At 70.0% G+C, this 17,280-nt stretch carries 16 protein-coding genes and 2 tRNA genes; 7 read left to right on the top strand and 11 right to left on the bottom strand.

Annotated elements, in window-relative coordinates; genetic code table 11:
• Positions 1-26 precede the first annotated feature (26 nt).
• The gene (locus GGR71_RS01420; RefSeq protein WP_048491805.1) at positions 27-374 is read right to left on the bottom strand and encodes a helix-turn-helix domain-containing protein; all 348 of its coding nucleotides are present in this window, start codon (positions 372-374) and stop codon (positions 27-29) included.
• A 251-nt stretch (positions 375-625) separates the two neighbouring features.
• Between GGR71_RS01420 and GGR71_RS01415 the strand changes: the two genes are divergently transcribed.
• Positions 626-823: a hypothetical protein gene (locus GGR71_RS01415; protein ID WP_048491806.1), complete on the top strand. Its 198-nt coding sequence runs from the start codon at positions 626-628 to the stop codon at positions 821-823.
• 74 nt (positions 824-897) lie between these two features.
• Here GGR71_RS01415 and GGR71_RS01410 read toward each other — a convergent pair.
• Positions 898-982: transfer RNA gene (locus GGR71_RS01410), tRNA-Leu, on the bottom strand.
• Between the two features lie 177 nt (positions 983-1,159).
• Positions 1,160-1,978, bottom strand: a complete 819-nt coding sequence (locus GGR71_RS01405; RefSeq protein WP_160957162.1) for a hypothetical protein — start codon at positions 1,976-1,978, stop codon at positions 1,160-1,162.
• Between GGR71_RS01405 and GGR71_RS01400 the strand changes: the two genes are divergently transcribed.
• Positions 1,977-2,468, top strand: coding sequence for a hypothetical protein (locus GGR71_RS01400; protein ID WP_160957161.1), 492 nt, complete (start codon positions 1,977-1,979; stop codon positions 2,466-2,468). The two genes, GGR71_RS01405 and GGR71_RS01400, sit on opposite strands and share 2 nt — an antisense overlap.
• 350 nt (positions 2,469-2,818) lie before the next feature.
• Here the strand turns inward: GGR71_RS01400 and GGR71_RS01395 are convergent, their stop codons facing one another.
• Positions 2,819-3,274 (bottom strand): VirK family protein, encoded by a 456-nt coding sequence (locus GGR71_RS01395; protein WP_160957160.1) that lies wholly within the window; start codon positions 3,272-3,274, stop codon positions 2,819-2,821.
• A 352-nt stretch (positions 3,275-3,626) separates the two neighbouring features.
• Here GGR71_RS01395 and GGR71_RS01390 point away from each other — a divergent pair.
• The 5 genes from GGR71_RS01390 (at position 3,627) to GGR71_RS01370 (ending at position 11,853) form a co-directional block, all read left to right on the top strand.
• Positions 3,627-3,711 (top strand) — tRNA-Leu (locus tag GGR71_RS01390).
• Positions 3,712-3,850: 139 nt separating this feature from the next.
• Entirely contained in the window at positions 3,851-6,277 is a 2,427-nt protein-coding gene (gene rnr / locus GGR71_RS01385; RefSeq protein ID WP_160957159.1) for a ribonuclease R, read from the top strand.
• Between the two features lie 105 nt (positions 6,278-6,382).
• Entirely contained in the window at positions 6,383-6,847 is a 465-nt protein-coding gene (locus tag GGR71_RS01380) for a GFA family protein (RefSeq protein WP_160957158.1), read from the top strand.
• Between the two features lie 345 nt (positions 6,848-7,192).
• A complete protein-coding gene (rlmB, locus tag GGR71_RS01375) occupies positions 7,193-7,939 on the top strand; it encodes a 23S rRNA (guanosine(2251)-2'-O)-methyltransferase RlmB (protein ID WP_184451586.1) in 747 nt (248 codons plus the stop codon).
• Positions 7,940-8,910: 971 nt separating this feature from the next.
• Positions 8,911-11,853 carry a ligand-binding sensor domain-containing diguanylate cyclase gene (locus GGR71_RS01370; protein ID WP_160957209.1) on the top strand — a complete coding sequence of 981 codons (2,943 nt, stop codon included), beginning with the start codon at positions 8,911-8,913 and terminating at the stop codon, positions 11,851-11,853.
• 69 nt (positions 11,854-11,922) lie between these two features.
• Here the strand turns inward: GGR71_RS01370 and GGR71_RS01365 are convergent, their stop codons facing one another.
• The 7 genes from GGR71_RS01365 to GGR71_RS01335 form a co-directional block, all read right to left on the bottom strand.
• On the bottom strand, positions 11,923-12,408 hold the full coding sequence (locus GGR71_RS01365; RefSeq protein ID WP_343160778.1) for a hypothetical protein: 486 nt from the start codon (positions 12,406-12,408) through the stop codon (positions 11,923-11,925).
• Positions 12,409-12,475: 67 nt separating this feature from the next.
• Positions 12,476-12,808, bottom strand: coding sequence for a low molecular weight protein tyrosine phosphatase family protein (locus tag GGR71_RS01360; protein ID WP_160957207.1), 333 nt, complete (start codon positions 12,806-12,808; stop codon positions 12,476-12,478).
• A 108-nt stretch (positions 12,809-12,916) separates the two neighbouring features.
• Positions 12,917-13,570, bottom strand: coding sequence for a ribonuclease T (rnt, locus tag GGR71_RS01355; RefSeq protein ID WP_048491814.1), 654 nt, complete (start codon positions 13,568-13,570; stop codon positions 12,917-12,919).
• Positions 13,571-13,611: 41 nt separating this feature from the next.
• Positions 13,612-14,358: an HvfC family RiPP maturation protein gene (locus GGR71_RS01350; RefSeq protein ID WP_160957156.1), complete on the bottom strand. Its 747-nt coding sequence runs from the start codon at positions 14,356-14,358 to the stop codon at positions 13,612-13,614.
• Positions 14,355-15,206, bottom strand: a complete 852-nt coding sequence (locus tag GGR71_RS01345) for an HvfB family MNIO-type RiPP peptide maturase (RefSeq protein WP_160957155.1) — start codon at positions 15,204-15,206, stop codon at positions 14,355-14,357. Before GGR71_RS01345 ends, GGR71_RS01350 begins: the two co-directional genes overlap by 4 nt.
• The gene (locus GGR71_RS01340; protein WP_160957154.1) at positions 15,193-15,594 is read right to left on the bottom strand and encodes an HvfA family oxazolone/thioamide-modified RiPP metallophore; all 402 of its coding nucleotides are present in this window, start codon (positions 15,592-15,594) and stop codon (positions 15,193-15,195) included. The genes GGR71_RS01345 and GGR71_RS01340 overlap by 14 nt, the downstream gene beginning before the upstream one ends.
• A gap of 152 nt (positions 15,595-15,746) precedes the next feature.
• Positions 15,747-17,216, bottom strand: coding sequence for an efflux transporter outer membrane subunit (locus tag GGR71_RS01335; RefSeq protein WP_160957153.1), 1,470 nt, complete (start codon positions 17,214-17,216; stop codon positions 15,747-15,749).
• Between the last annotated feature and the right edge of the window lie 64 nt (positions 17,217-17,280).

Genomic DNA, 17,280 nt, shown 5'->3' with positions numbered 1-17,280 from the left:
AAAGCCACATCCGCCACCAGTGCGACTCAGCCGCTGCTCGGCTTGAGCAGTTCCAGCACGGCGTCGCGGTGGCCCGGCGGTGCGTTGCGATAGCGCGCCAGCAACGCGCGCTCCTGCGCATCCTGCGCCAGCAGCGGATAGTCGGAGGGCAGGTCCTGCACGCGCTTGCCCGGGCCCACGCCGCACACCAGTTCGTCGAGCGAGCGGTTCAGTACATTGCGCAGCGTTGGCAGGAGACGGAAGCTCGGGGTTTCGCGGTCGTTCTCCCAGGCGGACACCGACGACTTGGTCACGTCCAGCGCGAAGCCCAACTGTTCCTGGGTAAGCCCGGCGGCTTTCCTGGCTTCGCGCAAACGGTCGCCGAAGCTATTCATTGCGGTGGGCCCTGGGGGACGACGGGCCTACCAAGATATGGAGCATCCGCCGGCTTGTCGTACAGCCTCGCTTGACTCCGATTGTTCGGAAATTCAATACTCGTGCGGTGCGGAATGCACGGACGCGCGAGGATGCGCATGCAGGACATGGACGTTGGAGACACCAGAGTGTCGGCGCCGCGCTGCGCCGTCGCCATGCGCTGGCCGATCGCGGCGCGACGCGGCGCATGCCCGTGCGTGGGGGAGGGCGCATGGCCACCTACGAAGTGAGACTCCGGCGCATCGCGCAACTGGAGCCGTCCTTGCAGGTGCTGGTGCATGCCGCCAATGCCTATCTGGCCGCGCGTGCGGCCGAACGCCATAATCCGGGCTACCGTGCCTACAAGGTGGCGGTGTGGGTGAAGGGCGTGCGCGTGGACATCGGTCCGTTGCGTCCGCCGCAGCGCTGAGCGTCGCGGCCTGCACGCAGCCAACAAAAAACCCGCCGAAGCGGGTTTTGAGATCTTTCTCGACCTGTCGGTCGTGGTGCCCAGGAGAGGACTCGAACCTCCACGGTTTTACCCGCTAGTACCTGAAACTAGTGCGTCTACCAATTCCGCCACCTGGGCAACTCAGAACGAGAATTCTGCGCGTGGACTGGAGGCTTGTCAAGCGATTTGCAGCCGCGTACGTCAGCTCGGTTCGCGGAGGGGCCGGGGAGGGAACCGCTCGCGCCGGGACGCAGCGCGGTCGTCCGCTGCGAGCGCTGCGCGCGTGCTGGTCCGCGCAAGGCGGCCAGCGATGCCTCAATAGCGCAGTACCGCAGTCAGGATCTTCATTACCCGCTCGCCCGGCAGGTCGGCAGTGCGCTCGGCAATGGAGTCGAGCAGCGCGCGCTTGCGTAGCTCGCCTAACGGCGTATACCTCCCGCTTCGGTCGATCCACTCATCGATCGCCGTCAGCCACCAGTGACGGTCCGCTTCGGCGACGCGTAGCGCCAATAGCTGCGTCAGGCCATCCCATAGGCCGCGAATGCCCATGAACTTGTGCAGACGCGCGCGGCAAGCGGCGTCGGTTGCCTCATCGCCGAGCACGTGCTGGATCAGCGCAGCGTCGAACGTCACCGCGCTGTCCCGAATGGCGTCGGTCAACGTGTCCATGACCCTGCCGCCGCCAAGTTGCAGGAGGCGCCGGGTAGCATCCGAGGGGATCGGTTGCCGCAGGCGCAACAGGCCCTTCAGGGCTTGCTGACGCACGCTTGCGCGGGTGGCGAACAGGCGCGTGCGCAAGCGCGCCGCGTCTTCGGGTTCGGCTTCCTCGGCAAGCGATGCGAGGGCGCCGATCCGGCCGTCCGGGCTGTCCTGATCCAGTGCCGCGCGCCATGCGATGCGTGGGTCGGCGCCTTGTTGCCGCGTGAGGTAGGCCGCGAGGCGGCGGACGCCGGATGCGCGATCGAGCAGGGCGTGCGGCAGCGCAATGGCGGCCTTCGCCGGGTCCGCCGACGCCAGTGCGTGCAGGCATTCCCGGCGTACGGCGGGGTGCGGCGCCTGCATTCCGGCGGCGGCGATCGCCACCATGGATGCCGCATCGCGCATCGCGCGTCGCCTGGGCATGGCGTAGCGCATGCAGGCCGATGCGCGGGTCCTGCTGCATGAGCGCCTGCCCATGCAACTGCGTGTTTCCGCGTTCGATGGAGATCCGGTAGGCCCAGGCGCGAAGCGCCGGATCGTGGGATGCACGCGCGCTCTGCAGCAGTGCATCGTTGCACGGATCCAGCATCCAGCCTTCCACGTTGGCTTCGAGCCATCCATCGGATGCGCGCTCCCATTGCTGCAGCCGCAGAACCAGCGGCCACGCTGCCAGGACCGCATCGGCATTGCAGTTGCCAAGCAGGCGCTGGACCGCCTCGCGTGCGGCGAAACGCACCTGCGGCACCCAGTCGGCAGATCGCAACAGCGCAGCGACCAGGCTCAGGTAGCAGGGGAACTGGCCGAGATTCCATACCGCCTTCTGCCGTTCCCGGCCGTCCGGGTGAGCGCACGCCACGAACAGCAACGACTGCTGCGCGTCCTCGCGCATCGGACATGTCAGGATGCACCGCAATGTGTCGGCTGACCATGTCGCGTAGGCCGTGCTGGTCCAGGCACGCAGTCGTTGGTCGATGAGCGCCAGGGCGTTCGCGCCGGTGGTGGGCAGAAACGTTTCCGTGACCTCGGGACGACGGTTGCCCATCAGCGGCGCCAGCGCCTGTAGCAGGAGCCGCGGTAGTTCCGCGCAGGCGGCAGGCGCCGGTGGCTGTGTGGAGTCGCGGAACAGGGCGGCCACCGTGGACGGGAGCGAGGCAGGAAGTCTCGCACCGGCGGATATGGCTGCCAAGTTCATGGGCTGCTTCTGCGGCCGGCTTCCCCATACCTGCGGTGGGCGTCGTTACGGCGCCCGCTTCAGGACGTTCTTGGTCTGCCGGATCAGTAGCCGACGTTGAAGCGCAGGCCCTGGTTGATCGCGCAGCGGTAGCCGAGGGTGCTGCCGGTCTGCTGGTAGCTGGGCAGGGCGAACACGAACATGCTGAAGTCGATGCTGTTGTCCGGGTGCACCTGGTAGCGCAGGAACTGCTGGATCGGCTTGCCGTCGCGACCGACGGTGACATGTTCGTCGGCGAAGGACAGGGTGCCGTCGGCGGTGACGCGGTAGGCGCCGATGCGCAGGCCGCCACGGGTCTGGCTGGGCGTGGCGCCGCCGGAGGTCGGCGTGCACTGGCTCAGGTCGATCGCCACGGCGACCGAGGCGCCGCTGTCCAGGGCGCGCTGGATCTCGGTGAGGGAGTTGAGCGTGGCGTCGTCGGCGCCGGCCGTGGCGGCGGAGGCGCTGGTGGCGCTGGCGAACAGGGTGACGGCGAGCAGGGAAGCGGACAGGGGATGCATGGTGGAGGCTCCGGAGCGTGGGGGAGGGCGACGGATTGCCGGATGCAAACTAGCGGGGCGCCGATCCGGGTCAACCGACAAAATCGCGAACTTCCGGCGCCGTCACGGCGGATCTTCGAAGCAGGTCCGCTTGCGCGGGCGCTGTGTCGGAATCGGCATCGCACATGCGGTTTTTTGCCGAATCCGCATGCCGCCGAAGCGTGCGCGCGTGCACAGCCGCGCGGCGGTCGGCGCGTGCGGGGCACGCTGTCTGCCGCGGTCGAATCGCGTCATCGACGTGATCGATCGCGACCGGACGCGAAATAGGCGTTGACAAGGTCGCGGCGGCACCGCAGAATTCGCGGCCTTCAGCGCCCAGGTGGCGGAATTGGTAGACGCACTAGTTTCAGGTACTAGCGGGTAAAACCGTGGAGGTTCGAGTCCTCTCCTGGGCACCACAGGCAACATCGCGAGAGCGCTGAACTCTCGCACCGACCGGCCCGCTGACGCGGGCTTCGTCGTTTCTGGGAGCGCGTTCGCGGCGGCTGCACCGCCCGGTTCGGGTGGGGGCCACCTGCATGGGAGTACCATGCACGGATGACAACTCGCAAAAGCAAGTCCGGCAAGCCCGGCAAATCCGCGTCCAGCGACGCGCACTCCCCCGATACGCCGAAGAAATCGCGTCTGCCCGTCTGGATGCCCAGCTTCCTGCGCCGTGGCCCCAAGCCGCCGCTGCAACCGCTGCACCCGCCGACGCCGCCGCCGGCGGCCGCGCCCGACACCGCCGCGCCGATCCAGGATCCCTATGCCGCACGCGAGGCCGAGCGCTATGCGCAGCCCATCGCCAGCCGCGAGGCGATCCTGCAATTGCTCGAGCGCTGCGACGGCCCGCAGACCCTGGACGAACTGGCCGAACAGCTCGGCCTGACCGAGCCCACGCGCAAGGAAGCGCTGAGCAAGCGCCTGGGCGCGATGTTGCGCGAGGCGCAGTTGGTGCAGAACCGCCGCGGTGGCTACGCGCCGCTGCAGCAGACCAATCTGATCCCCGGCGTGGTGATTGCCAACCCGGACGGCTTCGGCTTCCTGCGTCCGGACGAGGGTGGCGACGACCTGTTCCTGCCGCCGTACGAAATGCGCAAGGTGCTGCATGGCGACCGCGCCCTGGCCAACGTCACCGGCATCGACCGCCGCGGTCGTCGCGAAGGCAGCATCGCGCGTGTGCTCGAGCGCGGCCTGACGCGGATGATCGGACGTTTCAGCCTGGAAGCCGGCATCGCCTTCGTGGTGCCGGACGACAAGCGCATCCAGCGCAACGTGCAGATCCCCGCCGACGCCGTCGGCGAGGCGCGCGACGGGCAACTGGTGGTGTGCGAACTGACCTCCGCGCCGGACGCGCGGCGCCCGCCGATCGGCAAGATCATCGCGGTGCTCGGCGACAAGCTGACCCCGTCGCTGCTGGTGGAAGCGGCGATCCACGGCCACGAGCTGCCCTATGAGTTCCCGCAAGAAGTGCTGGACGAAGCCGCGGCGGTCCCGCTGACGGTGGAGCCGGCCGCGATCAAGGGCCGCGTGGACCTGCGGCAGACGCCGCTGGTGACCATCGACGGTGCCGACGCCAAGGACTTCGACGACGCGGTGTTCTGCGAGCCCAACGCCGACGGTTTCCGCCTGGTGGTGGCGATCGCTGACGTGTCGCATTACGTGCGTCCGGGCACGCCGCTGGATACCGAGGCGGTCAAGCGCGCGACCTCGGTGTACTTCCCCGGTTTCGTGGTGCCGATGCTGCCGGAGACGCTGTCCAACGGCATCTGCTCGCTCAACCCCAAGGTCGACCGCATGTGCTTCGTCTGCGACATGCAGATCGACCGCCAGGGCGAGGTGGCCGGCGCGCGCTTCTACGAGGCGGTGATGAACTCGCACGCGCGGCTCACCTATGAGCAGGTGTGGCAGGCGGTGGGCGAAAAAGACGAGCAGGTGCGCAAGGACGTGGCGGCGGTGCTGCCGCAACTGGAGCGGCTGCATCAGCTGTACCAGATCCTGGCCAAGGCGCGTGCGCGCCGCGGCGCGATCGAGTTCGAGACCGCGGAAGTGCGCTTCGTGCTCGACAACACCGGCGAGGTGACCCAGGCCGGCATGCTGGTGCGCAACGACGCGCACAAGCTGATCGAGGAATGCATGATCGCGGCCAACGTGGCCGCGGCGCGCTACCTGCTGGAGACGCATATCCCGGCGCCGTTCCGCGTGCACGAGCGGCCGCCGGAATCCAAGTACGCCGACCTGCTGGAGTTCCTCAAGGAGTTCAAGCTGAGCCTGCCGGCGTGGAGCAAGGTGGTACCGGGCGACTACACCAAGCTGCTGAAGAAGGTGCGCGAGCGCCCGGACGCGGCGCTGCTGGAATCGGTGCTGCTGCGCAGCCAGAGCATGGCGGTGTATTCGCCCGACAACGCCGGCCACTTCGGCCTGGCGCTGGAGGCCTACGCGCACTTCACCTCGCCGATCCGCCGCTATCCGGATCTGCTGGTGCACCGCGCGATCAAGTACGCGCTGACCCGCGGCGCGCCGGACAAGTACCTTTACGCGCCGCGCGCGATGGCGGCGCTGGCGCTGCAGTGTTCCGAGCGCGAGCGCCGCGCCGACGAGGCCGAGCGCGAGGTTGACGAGCGCTACCGCGCGGCGTGGATGGAGAAGCACGTCGGCGGGCAGTTCGACGGCGTGGTCAGCGGCGTGACCAGCTTCGGCCTGTTCGTCGAGCTGGACCAGTCCAAGGTCAACGGCCTGATCCACGTGACCCAGTTGCCGCAGGACTATTACCACTTCGACGCCACCCGCAAGACCCTGACCGGCGAGCGCCGCGGCCGCGAGTTCCGCCTGGGCGACCGCGTGCGCATCGTGGTGCTGAAGGCGAGCATGGAGGAGCGCAAGATCGACTTCCGGCTGGTCGAGGAAGGTGCGTCGGCACACGACGAGTTGCCGCCGCCGCCACCGCGTGGGCAGCCGGCCAAGCGCAAGAAAAAGAAGTACTGACGGCGCAGCGTCGCGGCCGGCCGCGTGGCGGCTGCCGCGATCGCGCATCCCTTGCGTCGTGCGGGGGCGACCCCTGCGCGATGCGGTCCGCAGCGGAGAGCAGACATGCAGGAGTACAGCGGCGGTTGCCAATGCGGTGCGGTGCGCTTCCGGGTACGCGGGCGCCTGCACGATGCCTCGATCTGCCATTGCCGGATGTGCCAGAAGGCGTTCGGCGCCTACTACGCGCCGCTGGTCTCCACCCGCGGCGCGGAACTGACCTGGACCCGCGGTGCGCCCAAGCGTTTCGCCTCGTCCAACCTGGTGCAGCGCGGCTTCTGCGCCGACTGCGGCACGCCGCTGACCTACGAAGCGCCGGACGGCATCGCGGTGGCGGCCGGCGCCTTCGATCGTCCTCAGGACCTGCCGCCCACCATCCAGTACGGCATCGAAGCGAAGCTGCCGTTCGTGGATGCGCTGCATCGCCTGCCAGCGACCCACACCGAGGGCGATCTGGCCGCCGCGCCGTTCCTGGCCGATGTCGTCTCGCGCCAGCATCCGGACCACGACACCGAGCGCTGGCCGGGCTGAGTTGCCGGGGCGGTACCAATGGGCGCGTCGCGTCGCTGGCGATCCTGCTGTCACTCTGGCCTTCGAACGCGACAGGTGAGGGCAGGCAAGGAGTTCAGGCTGCCTGCAGTCGGGACTGAAGTCCCTCCCACAACGGCGTGCTGCGCACGGCTTGGCTATTTGAGAGAGGCGTTCGTAGTCATGCAGCCGCAACGCGTGTATCTCAGGGCAGCAGGCAAGCAGGACATCGCAGGCATGCCGCTTCTGCCAATCCCGAATCTCCAATCTCCAATCCCGGCCCCCAGGCATGACGCCAGCGGCCACAACCCCTACCATGCCCGCTTTCCTATCGCGTAGTCCCGCCTCATGAGCAAGCAGAACCAGTGGATCGTCGGCGTCAACGCCGTGGCGTCGTCGATCGAGAACGACGCCGACAACGTGCGCGAGGTGCTGGTGGAGGCGGGCAGCAAGAATCCGCGCCTGCAGGAGATCGAGGAGAACGCGCGGCGCAAGGGCATCGACGTGCGGCGGGTGAACACGCAGGCGCTGGACGGCGTCGGCGGCTCGGTGCGGCACCAGGGCGTGGCCGCGCGCTACGCCGCGGCGCGGACCTGGGCCGAAAGCGAACTGGAAGGCCTGGTCGGCGCCGCCGAGGGCCGCGCCCTGCTGCTGGTGCTGGACGGCGTACAGGATCCGCACAACCTCGGCGCCTGCCTGCGCAGTGCCGCCGCGGCCGGCGTGACGGCGGTGGTGATTCCCAAGGACAAGTCGGCGCCGGTCAACGCCACCGTGCGCAAGACCTCGGCCGGTGCCGCCGACCGCCTGCCGATCGTGGCGGTGACCAACCTGGCGCGGTGCCTACGCGAATTGCAGAAGCAGGGCGTGTGGATCTACGGCCTGGCCGGCGAGGCCGAGACCTCGCTGTATGCGCAGGATCTGCGCGGCAACGTGGCGCTGGTGCTGGGCGGCGAGTCCGACGGCCTGCGCCGGCTGACCCGCGAGCATTGCGACGGCCTGGTGCGCATCCCGATGCCGGGCGAGATCGAGAGCCTCAACGTCTCGGTCGCCGCGGGCGTGACCCTGTTCGAGGCGGTGCGCCAGCGCATGGGCTAAGCGCCCGGCGCCGCGTCTGTGACGCCGGCAGCGCCCCTCAGCGCTGGGAGCAACCCAAGCCCCTCTCCCCGCGGGAGAGGGGTTGGGGTGAGGGTACGGGGGCGAAGCCCTTCGCGGGCATCGATGGCAACACCAAGCTTCACCCAGACCTTCCCGAAGCCATTGCAGTCGACTTCTCCCCAGGCTTCGCCCGGACCCTCATCCGCCCCTTCGGGGCACCTTCTCCCGATGGGAGAAGGGGAGCGTCTGACACCTGGAAGCCCCTCTCCCCGCGGGAGAGGGGCTGGGGTGAGGGTACGGGGGCGAAGCCCTTCGCGGGCATCGATGGCAACACCAGGCTTCACCGAGACCTTTCCGAAGCCGCTGTAGTCGACTTCTCCCCAGGCTTCGCCCGGACCCTCATCCGCCCCTTCGGGGCACCTTCTCCCGATGGGAGAAGGGAGCGTCTGACGCATGGAAGCCCCTCTCCCCGCGGGAGAGGGGCTGTGGTGAGGGTACGGGGGGCGAAGCCCCTCAAGGGCATCGCTGGCAACACCAAGCTTTACCGAGACCTTCCCGAAGCCACTGCAGTCGACTTCTCCCCAGGATTCACCCGGACCCTCATCCGTCCCTTCGGGCCACCTTCTCCCGATGGAAGAAGGGCATCACTGCGATCCAGCGTTGTCGGCACTGTCCTCTGCGCAAGCCGCCCCGGCTTAACAGTCGCGCAATCTTCACGCGTCCTTTTCCACTGCCCTGCTACCGCCTACACCCGCAGCGCCTGTTTTTTGCCTACCATGGGCGCTCGTCCCGTGTTCCGCTCCGGTAATGAGTCTGCGTCGCCCCCGTCCCCTCGACTCTGGCACCCCGCGCCAGGGTCCTGTCGCGCCCCGCCTGCGTCGGATCGGGTCGAGACAGTGAACGTCGCCAGGGGGAGGGGGGAAGCGGTGCTCGCACGCGGCCGCGGGCGCGCGTGGCCGTTCGCATGGCCGCTGCTGCTGGTCCTGCTGCTGGCGCTTGGCGTGGCCTGGCGCGCTGTCGCCGCCGACGGCGCTGCAGACGGTGTGCCGCCGCTGCGCGACTACGCGATCGATTCCTGGACCTCGCGCAACGGCCTGCCGCACAACTCCCTGCGCGATCTGGCGCAGACCCCGGACGGCCGCCTCTGGTTCGCCACCTGGGAAGGGCTGGTGCGCTACAACGGCCTAGACTTCACCGTCATCGACCGCAGCACCCGCCCGGGCCTGCCGGACAACGGTGTCGGCTCGCTGTACGTGGACCGCGCCGGCGCGTTGTGGCTCAGCGATTCGCGCGGCAATCTCGGCCGCCACGATGCGGCCGGCCAGTGGCGTTTCTGGCGGCAGCCGCCGGGCTGGCCGCATGCGCTGATCCACGCCATGACCCAGGACCGCGACGGCCGCATGTGGCTGCTGTTCGAGGGCAATGGCCTGGGCTGCCTGTGGCCGGATGGCCGCTTCGACTACCAGCCGGCGCCGCGCGATCTGCCCTTGGCGGCGAGCTTTCCGCACCTGGCCGCCGACGACCAGGGACGGCTCTGGATCGGCAGCCTCGACGGCCTGCTGTACCGCGACCCGCAGGGCGTGCTGCGGCGCGCGCCGGCCGCCTTCGGCCTGCCGCCGGGGCTGGCCTGGCCGTACCGGGCACCGGACGGCTCGCTGTGGCTGGTCGCCGGGGAGAACCTGTATCGCTTGCAGGGCGAGCGCGCAGTACTGGTGGAGCATCTGCCGGGCTACGGCCATTTCACCTCGATGCTGCGCGACCGCGACGGCGCGATCTGGCTGGGCACCGAGAACCAGGGATTGTTGCGGATCAGCGCGCACGGCATCGAGCGCATGTTGCCGGGCGACGTGCTGCCCAACGGGCGCATCGTCAGCCTGCTGCAGGATGCCGAGGGCAGCATCTGGATCGGCGCCAATGGCGGCCTGTTCCGCCTGCGCGAGACGCTGTTCGCCGGCTATACCCGCCGCGACGGACTCAGCGGCGACTACGTGCGCGCGCTGCTGGAGACCCCGGATGGCGCGCTGTGGATCGGCAGCGCCGCCGGCCTGGACCGGATGGCGCCGGACGGGCGCATTGCCCCGGTCGCGCTGCGCGACGCGCCATCGGTGCTGAGCCTGGCGCGCGGCCGCGACGGCGACCTGTGGATGGGCACCTATGCCGACGGCGTGTTCCGCCTGCGCGACGGCCGCGTCGTGCGCCACTACGGAACCGACGAGGGCTTGCCCAGCGGCCAGGTGCGTGCGCTCAGCGTCGATATCGCTGGCACGGTGTGGATCGGCACGCGCAGCGGGGTGATGCGCATCGACGGCGAGCGGCTGTCGGTCCCGGACGTGCCCGGCCTGCCGCACGGCCTGATCACCGCCCTGGCCAGCGTCGACGGCGCGCTGTGGATCGGCTCGGTTGAAGGCGTGTCCGTGCTGCGCGACGGCAGGGTGCGGCAGTTGGCGCTGGAGCCACTGGGTGGCGCGCGCACCGTGTTCGGATTCCAGGCGCTGGGCCGCGACATGTGGATCTCCACCGACCGCGGCCTGCACCGCGATCGCGATGGCCGGCTGGCGCGGGTCGGGCTGGAGCAGGGCATGCCGGTGGATGCGGTGTTCCAACTGGTCCGCGACCGCCTCGGCAATGTCTGGATCAGCAGCAACCGCGGCGTGCTGCGCACCACCGCGGCGGCGCTGGATGCGGTTGCCGACGGCCGCCAGGCGCGGTTGCAGGTGAGCCGCTACGACGAGATCGACGGCATGTCCAATGCCCAGGGCAACGGCAGCTCCGGGCCGTCGATGATCCTGCGTCACGACGGCACGGTGTGGCTGGTCACCGCCGGCGGTGTCAGCACGGTCGATCCGCGGCGCCTGGCGCGCTTCCGCGATCGCCTGCCACCGCCGGCGGCGATCGAGAGCGTGCTGCTGGATGGGCAGCCCTTCCCCTGGCAGCGCAAGACGGAACTCCCTGGTGCCAAGCGCATCAGCGTGTCCTATGTCGGCCTGAGCTATCTGCTGCCCGAGCGCATCCGCTACCGCACCCGGCTCGATGGCCTGGACAGCGGTTGGATCGACCGCGGCAACCAGCGCAGCGTGGAATTCATCGGCCTGCCGCCGGGCGACTACACCCTGCACGTGGCCGCGGCGCATCCGGACGGCGCCTGGAGCACCCGCGAGGCCGTGTGGCATTTCAGCGTCGCGCCGCTGTGGTGGCAGCGGCACAGCGTGCACGCGGCGGCCGTGGCGGTGCTGGTGTTGGCGCTGGTGCTGCTGTACCGCTACCTGATCGCGCGCTACAAGCGGCGTGCCCTGCGCCTGGAACGGTTGGTGGAGCGGCGCACCAGTGCGCTGCGGCTGCAGACCGAACGCCTGCTGCAGGCCGATGCCGAGAAGAGCCAGTTGCTGGCGGAACTGCAGCGCCAGGCCACCGCCTTCGAGCGCCTGGCGCACGAAGACGCGCTGACCGCGTTGCCGAATCGGCGTCACTTCGACGAAGTGCTGGTGCACAGCGTGCAGCGCGCGCAGCGCAGCGGCGCGCCGCTATGCCTGCTGGTGATGGACATCGACCGCTTCAAGCAGATCAACGACGGCTATTCGCATGCCACCGGCGATGCGGTGCTGCGCGAGGTCGGGCAGCTGCTGCTGAGTGCCTGCCGCGCCGCCGACCTGCCGGCGCGCCTGGGCGGCGAAGAGTTCGCGGTGCTGCTGGGCGACACGCCGCTGGCCGATGCCGAGCGCTTCGCCACGCGCCTGCGCGACCTGTTCCATGCGCGCCTGCAGTGGGCGCCCGAGGCGCCGGCGTTGCGCGTCACCTTCAGCGGCGGCCTGGTCGCGCTGCGCGCGGACGAGACGCCGAGCCAGTGGCTGGAACGCGCCGACGGCGCCCTGTACCGGGCCAAGGGCATGGGGCGCGATCGGGTGTGCGCGGGCTGAGGGCATGCGTCCGGGGATGCGGATCGGTGCTGTCGTTGCCTTGTAGCGTGAATCGCAGACGCGCGCGTTTCAGCGTGTGGCGTGGTGGTCCAGCATCTCCAGCGCCATCTGCGCTGCCTCGCGGGTGTCTGGATGTTCCGACCGCAACGACAGGGCCAGCCCCTCGCGCAAGGCCGGATCCGCAAAGGCGGCGGCCAACTGCGTGACCCAATAGCGGCTACCGTCAGGTAGCGCGGGATCGTCCAGCGCCTCCCGGATCGCGGCACTGGCGTCGCCGCGGTCGCAGGCATGGAACACGTCCTCGACCAGCGGATAGATGCCCCAGCCGTCGCCGTTGCCGAAGGAGCGCAGGAACAGGGGCAGCACGTCGCGATCGGGATCGGCGAGGAACAGCCGTCTCGCCGCGTCGTAGGCGTCGACCAGGTCCTGGGTGAGCTGGTCGTCGTCTGGCAGAGGTTGCTGCGCGCGCAGGAAGGTCAGGGCATCGGTCGTGTTCGCTGGGCGGGTCGTTCGTGGGGCACGTCCGCCATGATGCGCGTTGTCTTGTGGAAGCACAGGGTCTTTGTACGCGCGCGCATCGCGGATGCCGATGCGGACGCGCTGGATGCCGGCGGGCGCAGGATCAGCGTGCAGGCAGGTGGCGCGATACCTTCGCGGTCAGCAGCTGCACCAGCGCCGGATCCATGTAGGCGAAGTCGTCGGGGATGTCGAGGCAGACGATGCGAGCGCGGCCGAGGTGGCGCTTGAAGCGGCGCGACAGCTTGGCGCGATGCATCGTTTCCATGACGAAGATGAGGTCCGCCCACTCCAGCAACTCCGGCGTGACCGGGGTGTCCGCAGCGTGGTCGACGCCGGCCGAGGCGGTCTCCACGCCGGGCCAGGTGGCGAACACCTGTTCCGCGGTGGGGCTGCGCAGCCGATTGCGGCTGCACACGAACAGCACGTTGCGGGTCATGCGGCGCGCTGCCGGCGTGCGTGCGGCGCTATCACCCGCCGCTCGGTCGCAGTGCCGCCGGGCCAACACGACGGCGTCGCGCGTGGCCATGCAAGGCGCGCCGCGGACTCAAGGCGCCGCGGCGATCGGTGGGGCCGGCCAGGCGTTGGCGATCTTGCAGAACAGGCGCGCGGTCTGCTCGGTGTCGTAGACCGCGCTGTGCGCGTCGGCGGCGTTCCAGTCGAAGCCGGCGGCCTGCACCGCGCGCGCCAGCACGGTCTGGCCGTAGGCGATGCCGGCGAGGGTGACGGTGTCGAACACGCTGAAGGGATGGAACGGATTGCGCTTGTGGCCGCAGCGGGCGACCGTGGCATTGAGGAAGTTGAGGTCGAAATGGGCGTTGTGGCCGACCAGGATGGCGCGCTGGCAACCGTACTTCTTCACCGCCGCGCGCACCGGCGCGAACACGTGGTCCAGCGCCTCGCGTTCGGGCTTGGCGAAGCGGAACGGGTGATCCAGGACAATGCCGGTGACCTCCAGTGACTTCGGATCGATCAGGGTGCCCGGCGCCGGCACCACGTGCGCGCTGGCGGTGACGCCGGGATACAGCTGGCCGAAATCGTCCATCTCGATCGGCACCACTGCGATCTCCAGCAGCGCATGCTTGTTCCAGTCGAACCCGCCGGTTTCCACGTCAACCACCACCGGCAGATAGCCGCGGAAACGCCGCGACATCGGAGTGATGACCAGGGGTTGCGAGGGGCTGTCGACCGAATCGTTCATCCGCCAAGGTTAGCAGAGCGCGGCCGCCGGCCGCCGCGGCGTTACCCAGGCACGTGCGTGCCGAGTACGCTGCCCTGCGCGCGCAGCCGCTCCAGCAGGGCCGTGCCCTCGTGCAGCAGGGCGGCCGGCGCAAGGCCGTGCGCGGCAGCCAGGTCCAGCAGCAGCGCCCGCCCGCTGCGCGTACCAGGCTGTAGCGCCGCCAGCACGTCATGGGCCAGCGGCGCCAGTTCGGCGAAGCGCACCTGGCCGTCGGCCTCGCGCCGCGCCAGCAGGCAGGTCGGCTGCGCCGGCGCCGTGTCCGGCTGCCAGGCCGGGCCGATGCGCTGCACCGGCCAGCGGTAGCGCAGCAGCCGCAGCCAGGGCGACAGCAGCGGGATGCCGTCGAGCAGGTCGCCATGCGGATCATGCGGTGGCAGCGCGGCATCGTCGATCTGCACCTGCAGTTCCACGGTTTCGTAGTGCGCCAGCTCGGCCAGCCAGGGACGCTGCGGATCGGGTGCGCGCTGCGCCAGGAACGCCACCAGTTCCTCGCCCAGGCGCGGGAACAGCGGCGTGCGGGCGCGGTGGTCGGCGCAGAACGCGCGCAGCAGCGCCGTCCAGTCGGCGTCGCCGAGGGTGGCGCGCAGCACCGGGAACTGGCCGCCGAGCAACTGCGCCAGGTTGTCGAAGAACAGGGCGCGGTACACGGCCAGGCGCTGCGGCGGGATATCCGCTGGCGGCGGGTACCGCTGCGGATCGCGCAGGTGCCGGGTCAGCGCGAACTGTTGCGCGCGCAGGGTGTCGCTCATGCGTCGAGCGATTGCGCCTGCACGGCGCGGATGCGCTGCACTTCGTCGAGCAGTTCGTGCAGCGGCGGGAACTGGCCGTCGCGCTCCAGCACGGTGGGACGCACGCCGTGCAGGCGGTAGGCGGTGGCGAGCAGGTCCCACACCGGGTCGACCACCGGCGCGGCATGGGTGTCGATCTTCAGCCCGCTGGCGGCGTCGTCGCGATGGCCGGCGACGTGGTACGAGGCGATGCGCGCGCTGGGCATGGCGGCGAGGAAGGCCAGGGCATCGTCGCCGTGGTTGCAGGCGTTGACGTGCACGTTGTTGACGTCCAGCAGCAGGTCGCAGTCGGCCTCGTCCAGCACCGCGGCCACGAAGGCGGCTTCGCTCATCGCCCGGCCGGGGGCGGCGTAGTAGGAGACGTTCTCCACCGCGATGCGCCGGCCCAGCGCGTCCTGTACTTGGGCGATGCGCGCGCCGACGTGGCGCACCGCTTCGTCGGTGAACGGCAGCGGCAGCAGTTCGTAGAGGTGGCCGTCGTCGGCGCTGTAGCTGAGGTGTTCGCTGTACAGCGCGACCCGGTGCCGGTCGAGGAACTGACGGGTCTGCTGCAGCAGGGTGGTGTCCAGCGCGGCCATGCCGCCCAGCGACAACGACAGGCCGTGGCAACTGAGCGGATGGCGGGCGCTCAGCGTTTGCAGCAATTCCCCCGGACGGCCGCCGACGCCGATCCAGTTGTCCGGCGCGCATTCGAGGAAATCGAACGCGTCCGCCGGCGCCTGCAGCAAGTCCTGGAGCAAGCCGCGACGCAGCCCGAGGCCGGCGCTGGCCGCTGCCAGGGGCCGCGGCGGCGCTTCAGTGGCTGCCACCGCATTTGCCCTCGCCGCACTTGCCTTCGGCCATGGCCTTGTCGTCGTGCTTGGCCTGCGGCGTGGCGGCGGCGCCGGCCGTCTCGGGCTTGGCCGGCGTCGCCGCCGGGGCGTGCGCGCCGCAACCGCCGTCGCCGGCCTTGGCGCCGCAACCGCCTTCGCTGGCCTTGGCCGGATCGGCGGCAGGCTTGGCCTGTGCCGCAGGAGCGGGCGTCGGCGCGGTCTGGGCGGTGGCCTCGGCGTGCTGCGGCGGCGTGACGGCGGCGGCGGCGCCCAGCGCATAGCCCTGGGCGAGATCGGTCATGGCCAGCGCGGAGGCGGACAGGCCGATCCCGCCGAGCAGGACCGCACCGGCGAGGGCAGGGGACGGACGGGGCGATCTGGACATGCGCGAGCTCCTGGCAATGGGATGGCACCGGCCGTGGCCGGTGGTGGGCCAAGCCTACCCGCTGCGGCTCGCCTGCGGCAAAGCGCCCTGCATGCGCGGTCGCTGCGCCGCGGCACGCCATCCGTGCGGCCTCCCCCCGACGCAGGCGCGCTTCAACGTGCTACAGTCGCTGCGGGCGGCACGGGTGGCGCGGGTTGCCAGCCGCCTCCCAGTGCCCTGAACGCCGCCACGGCGGCATGCGCCGCGTCGGCCTGGGCCTGGGCTCTCGCGTCCGATGCCTGCAGCAGCGTCGCGTCGGCCTGCAACACGTCGATCAGGCTCGCCGTTCCGTGCTGATACGCCGCGAACGAGGATTGCCTGGCACGGGAGAGCGCGGCTTCGCCTTGGGTCAACCTCGCGCTCTGTTGGCCACGGTTGAGCACGGCCGACAACGCGTTCTCGACGTCCTCGGTCGCGCGCAAAACGGCTTGGCGGTAGGCCGCCAGCGCTTCCGCGTCCTGCCCCTTCGCCAGTGCGATCTGCGCATTGATGCGGCCGAAGTCGAACAGCCGCCAGCGCAGCCCCAGCACGGCCGACGCTTGCTTCGCGCCGCTGCCGAACAGCGTGCCGCCGGGGATCGCCGTGGCGCTTCCCAGCAGGCCGCTGAGCGAGAACGTGGGGTAGTAGGCGGCGATCGCTGCGCCGATGCGGGCGTTGGCGGCCGCCAGCCGGCGTTCGGCCACGATCAGGTCCGGGCGCCGCTGCAGCAGGTCGGCAGGCGATCCCATGTCGGCGATCCGTGGCGCCGAGGGAATCGGTGCCACCGCCTCCAGCTCGCCGCGATGCGTCCCCGGTGCGACACCCAGCATCACGTCCAAGGCGTTCATCGTCGCATCCAGGCCCGTCTGCAGCGCGGGAACGCTCGCTTGCACGGTCGCCAGCGCGCCTTCTGCCTGCCGGACCTGGTAATCGGCGGCCAGTCCCTTGTCGTACAGCCGTTGCACTTTCGCCAGCAGATCCCGCTGGGTCCGCACCTGTCGCTCGGCGATCGCCAGGCGGGTCTGCATGCCACGGATGGCGATGTAGAGGTCCGCCGTCTGCGCCGCCACCGCCAGCCGCGTTGCCGCGGCGCCGGCCTGCGAGGCCTGGTAATCGGCCTGCGCTGCTTCCCGGCCGCGTCGCAGGCCGCCGAACAGATCGATTTCCCAGCTTGCGCCGAGGTCGGCCTCCTCGGCATTGCCCCAACGATCATGGCCGGGCGTCGCCGCGAGTACTTGACCGAGTGGCGTCTCGATCGATTGATAGGCGCGCGCAGCCGAACCGCTGATCTGCGCGGACGGCAGCAGCGCCGCCGTGGCGGCGCCGACGGCGGCGCGCGCCTGTGCAACGCGGGCGGTCGCCTGGGCGATGTCCAGGTTCTGTTCCAGGGCCGTTGCGACGAAGTGGGTCAGCAGCGGGTCGTCGAACCCCTGCCACCACGTCGCCAGGTCGGCGGCAGGCGCGCCATCGCCTCGATCCGTCGCCGTCCTTCCCAGGTAGTGGGTGGGCACGGGAACATCGGGGCGGCGATAGTCCGGGCCTGCGACGCACCCCGCCAGCAGGCCGGCACAGAGCGACAGAACGAGGGAGCGACGGGGCGGCATGTGGAAGCCTTTGGGGTAATGCGGTTGTGACCATATTATAATTTGGTCACTCGTTGTCAAGCCG

The sequence above is a fragment of the Xanthomonas sp. F1 genome (assembly GCF_014199855.1).
The sequence above is the reverse complement of the archived record's forward strand: the minus strand, read 5'-3'. Positions and strand labels throughout refer to the sequence as shown.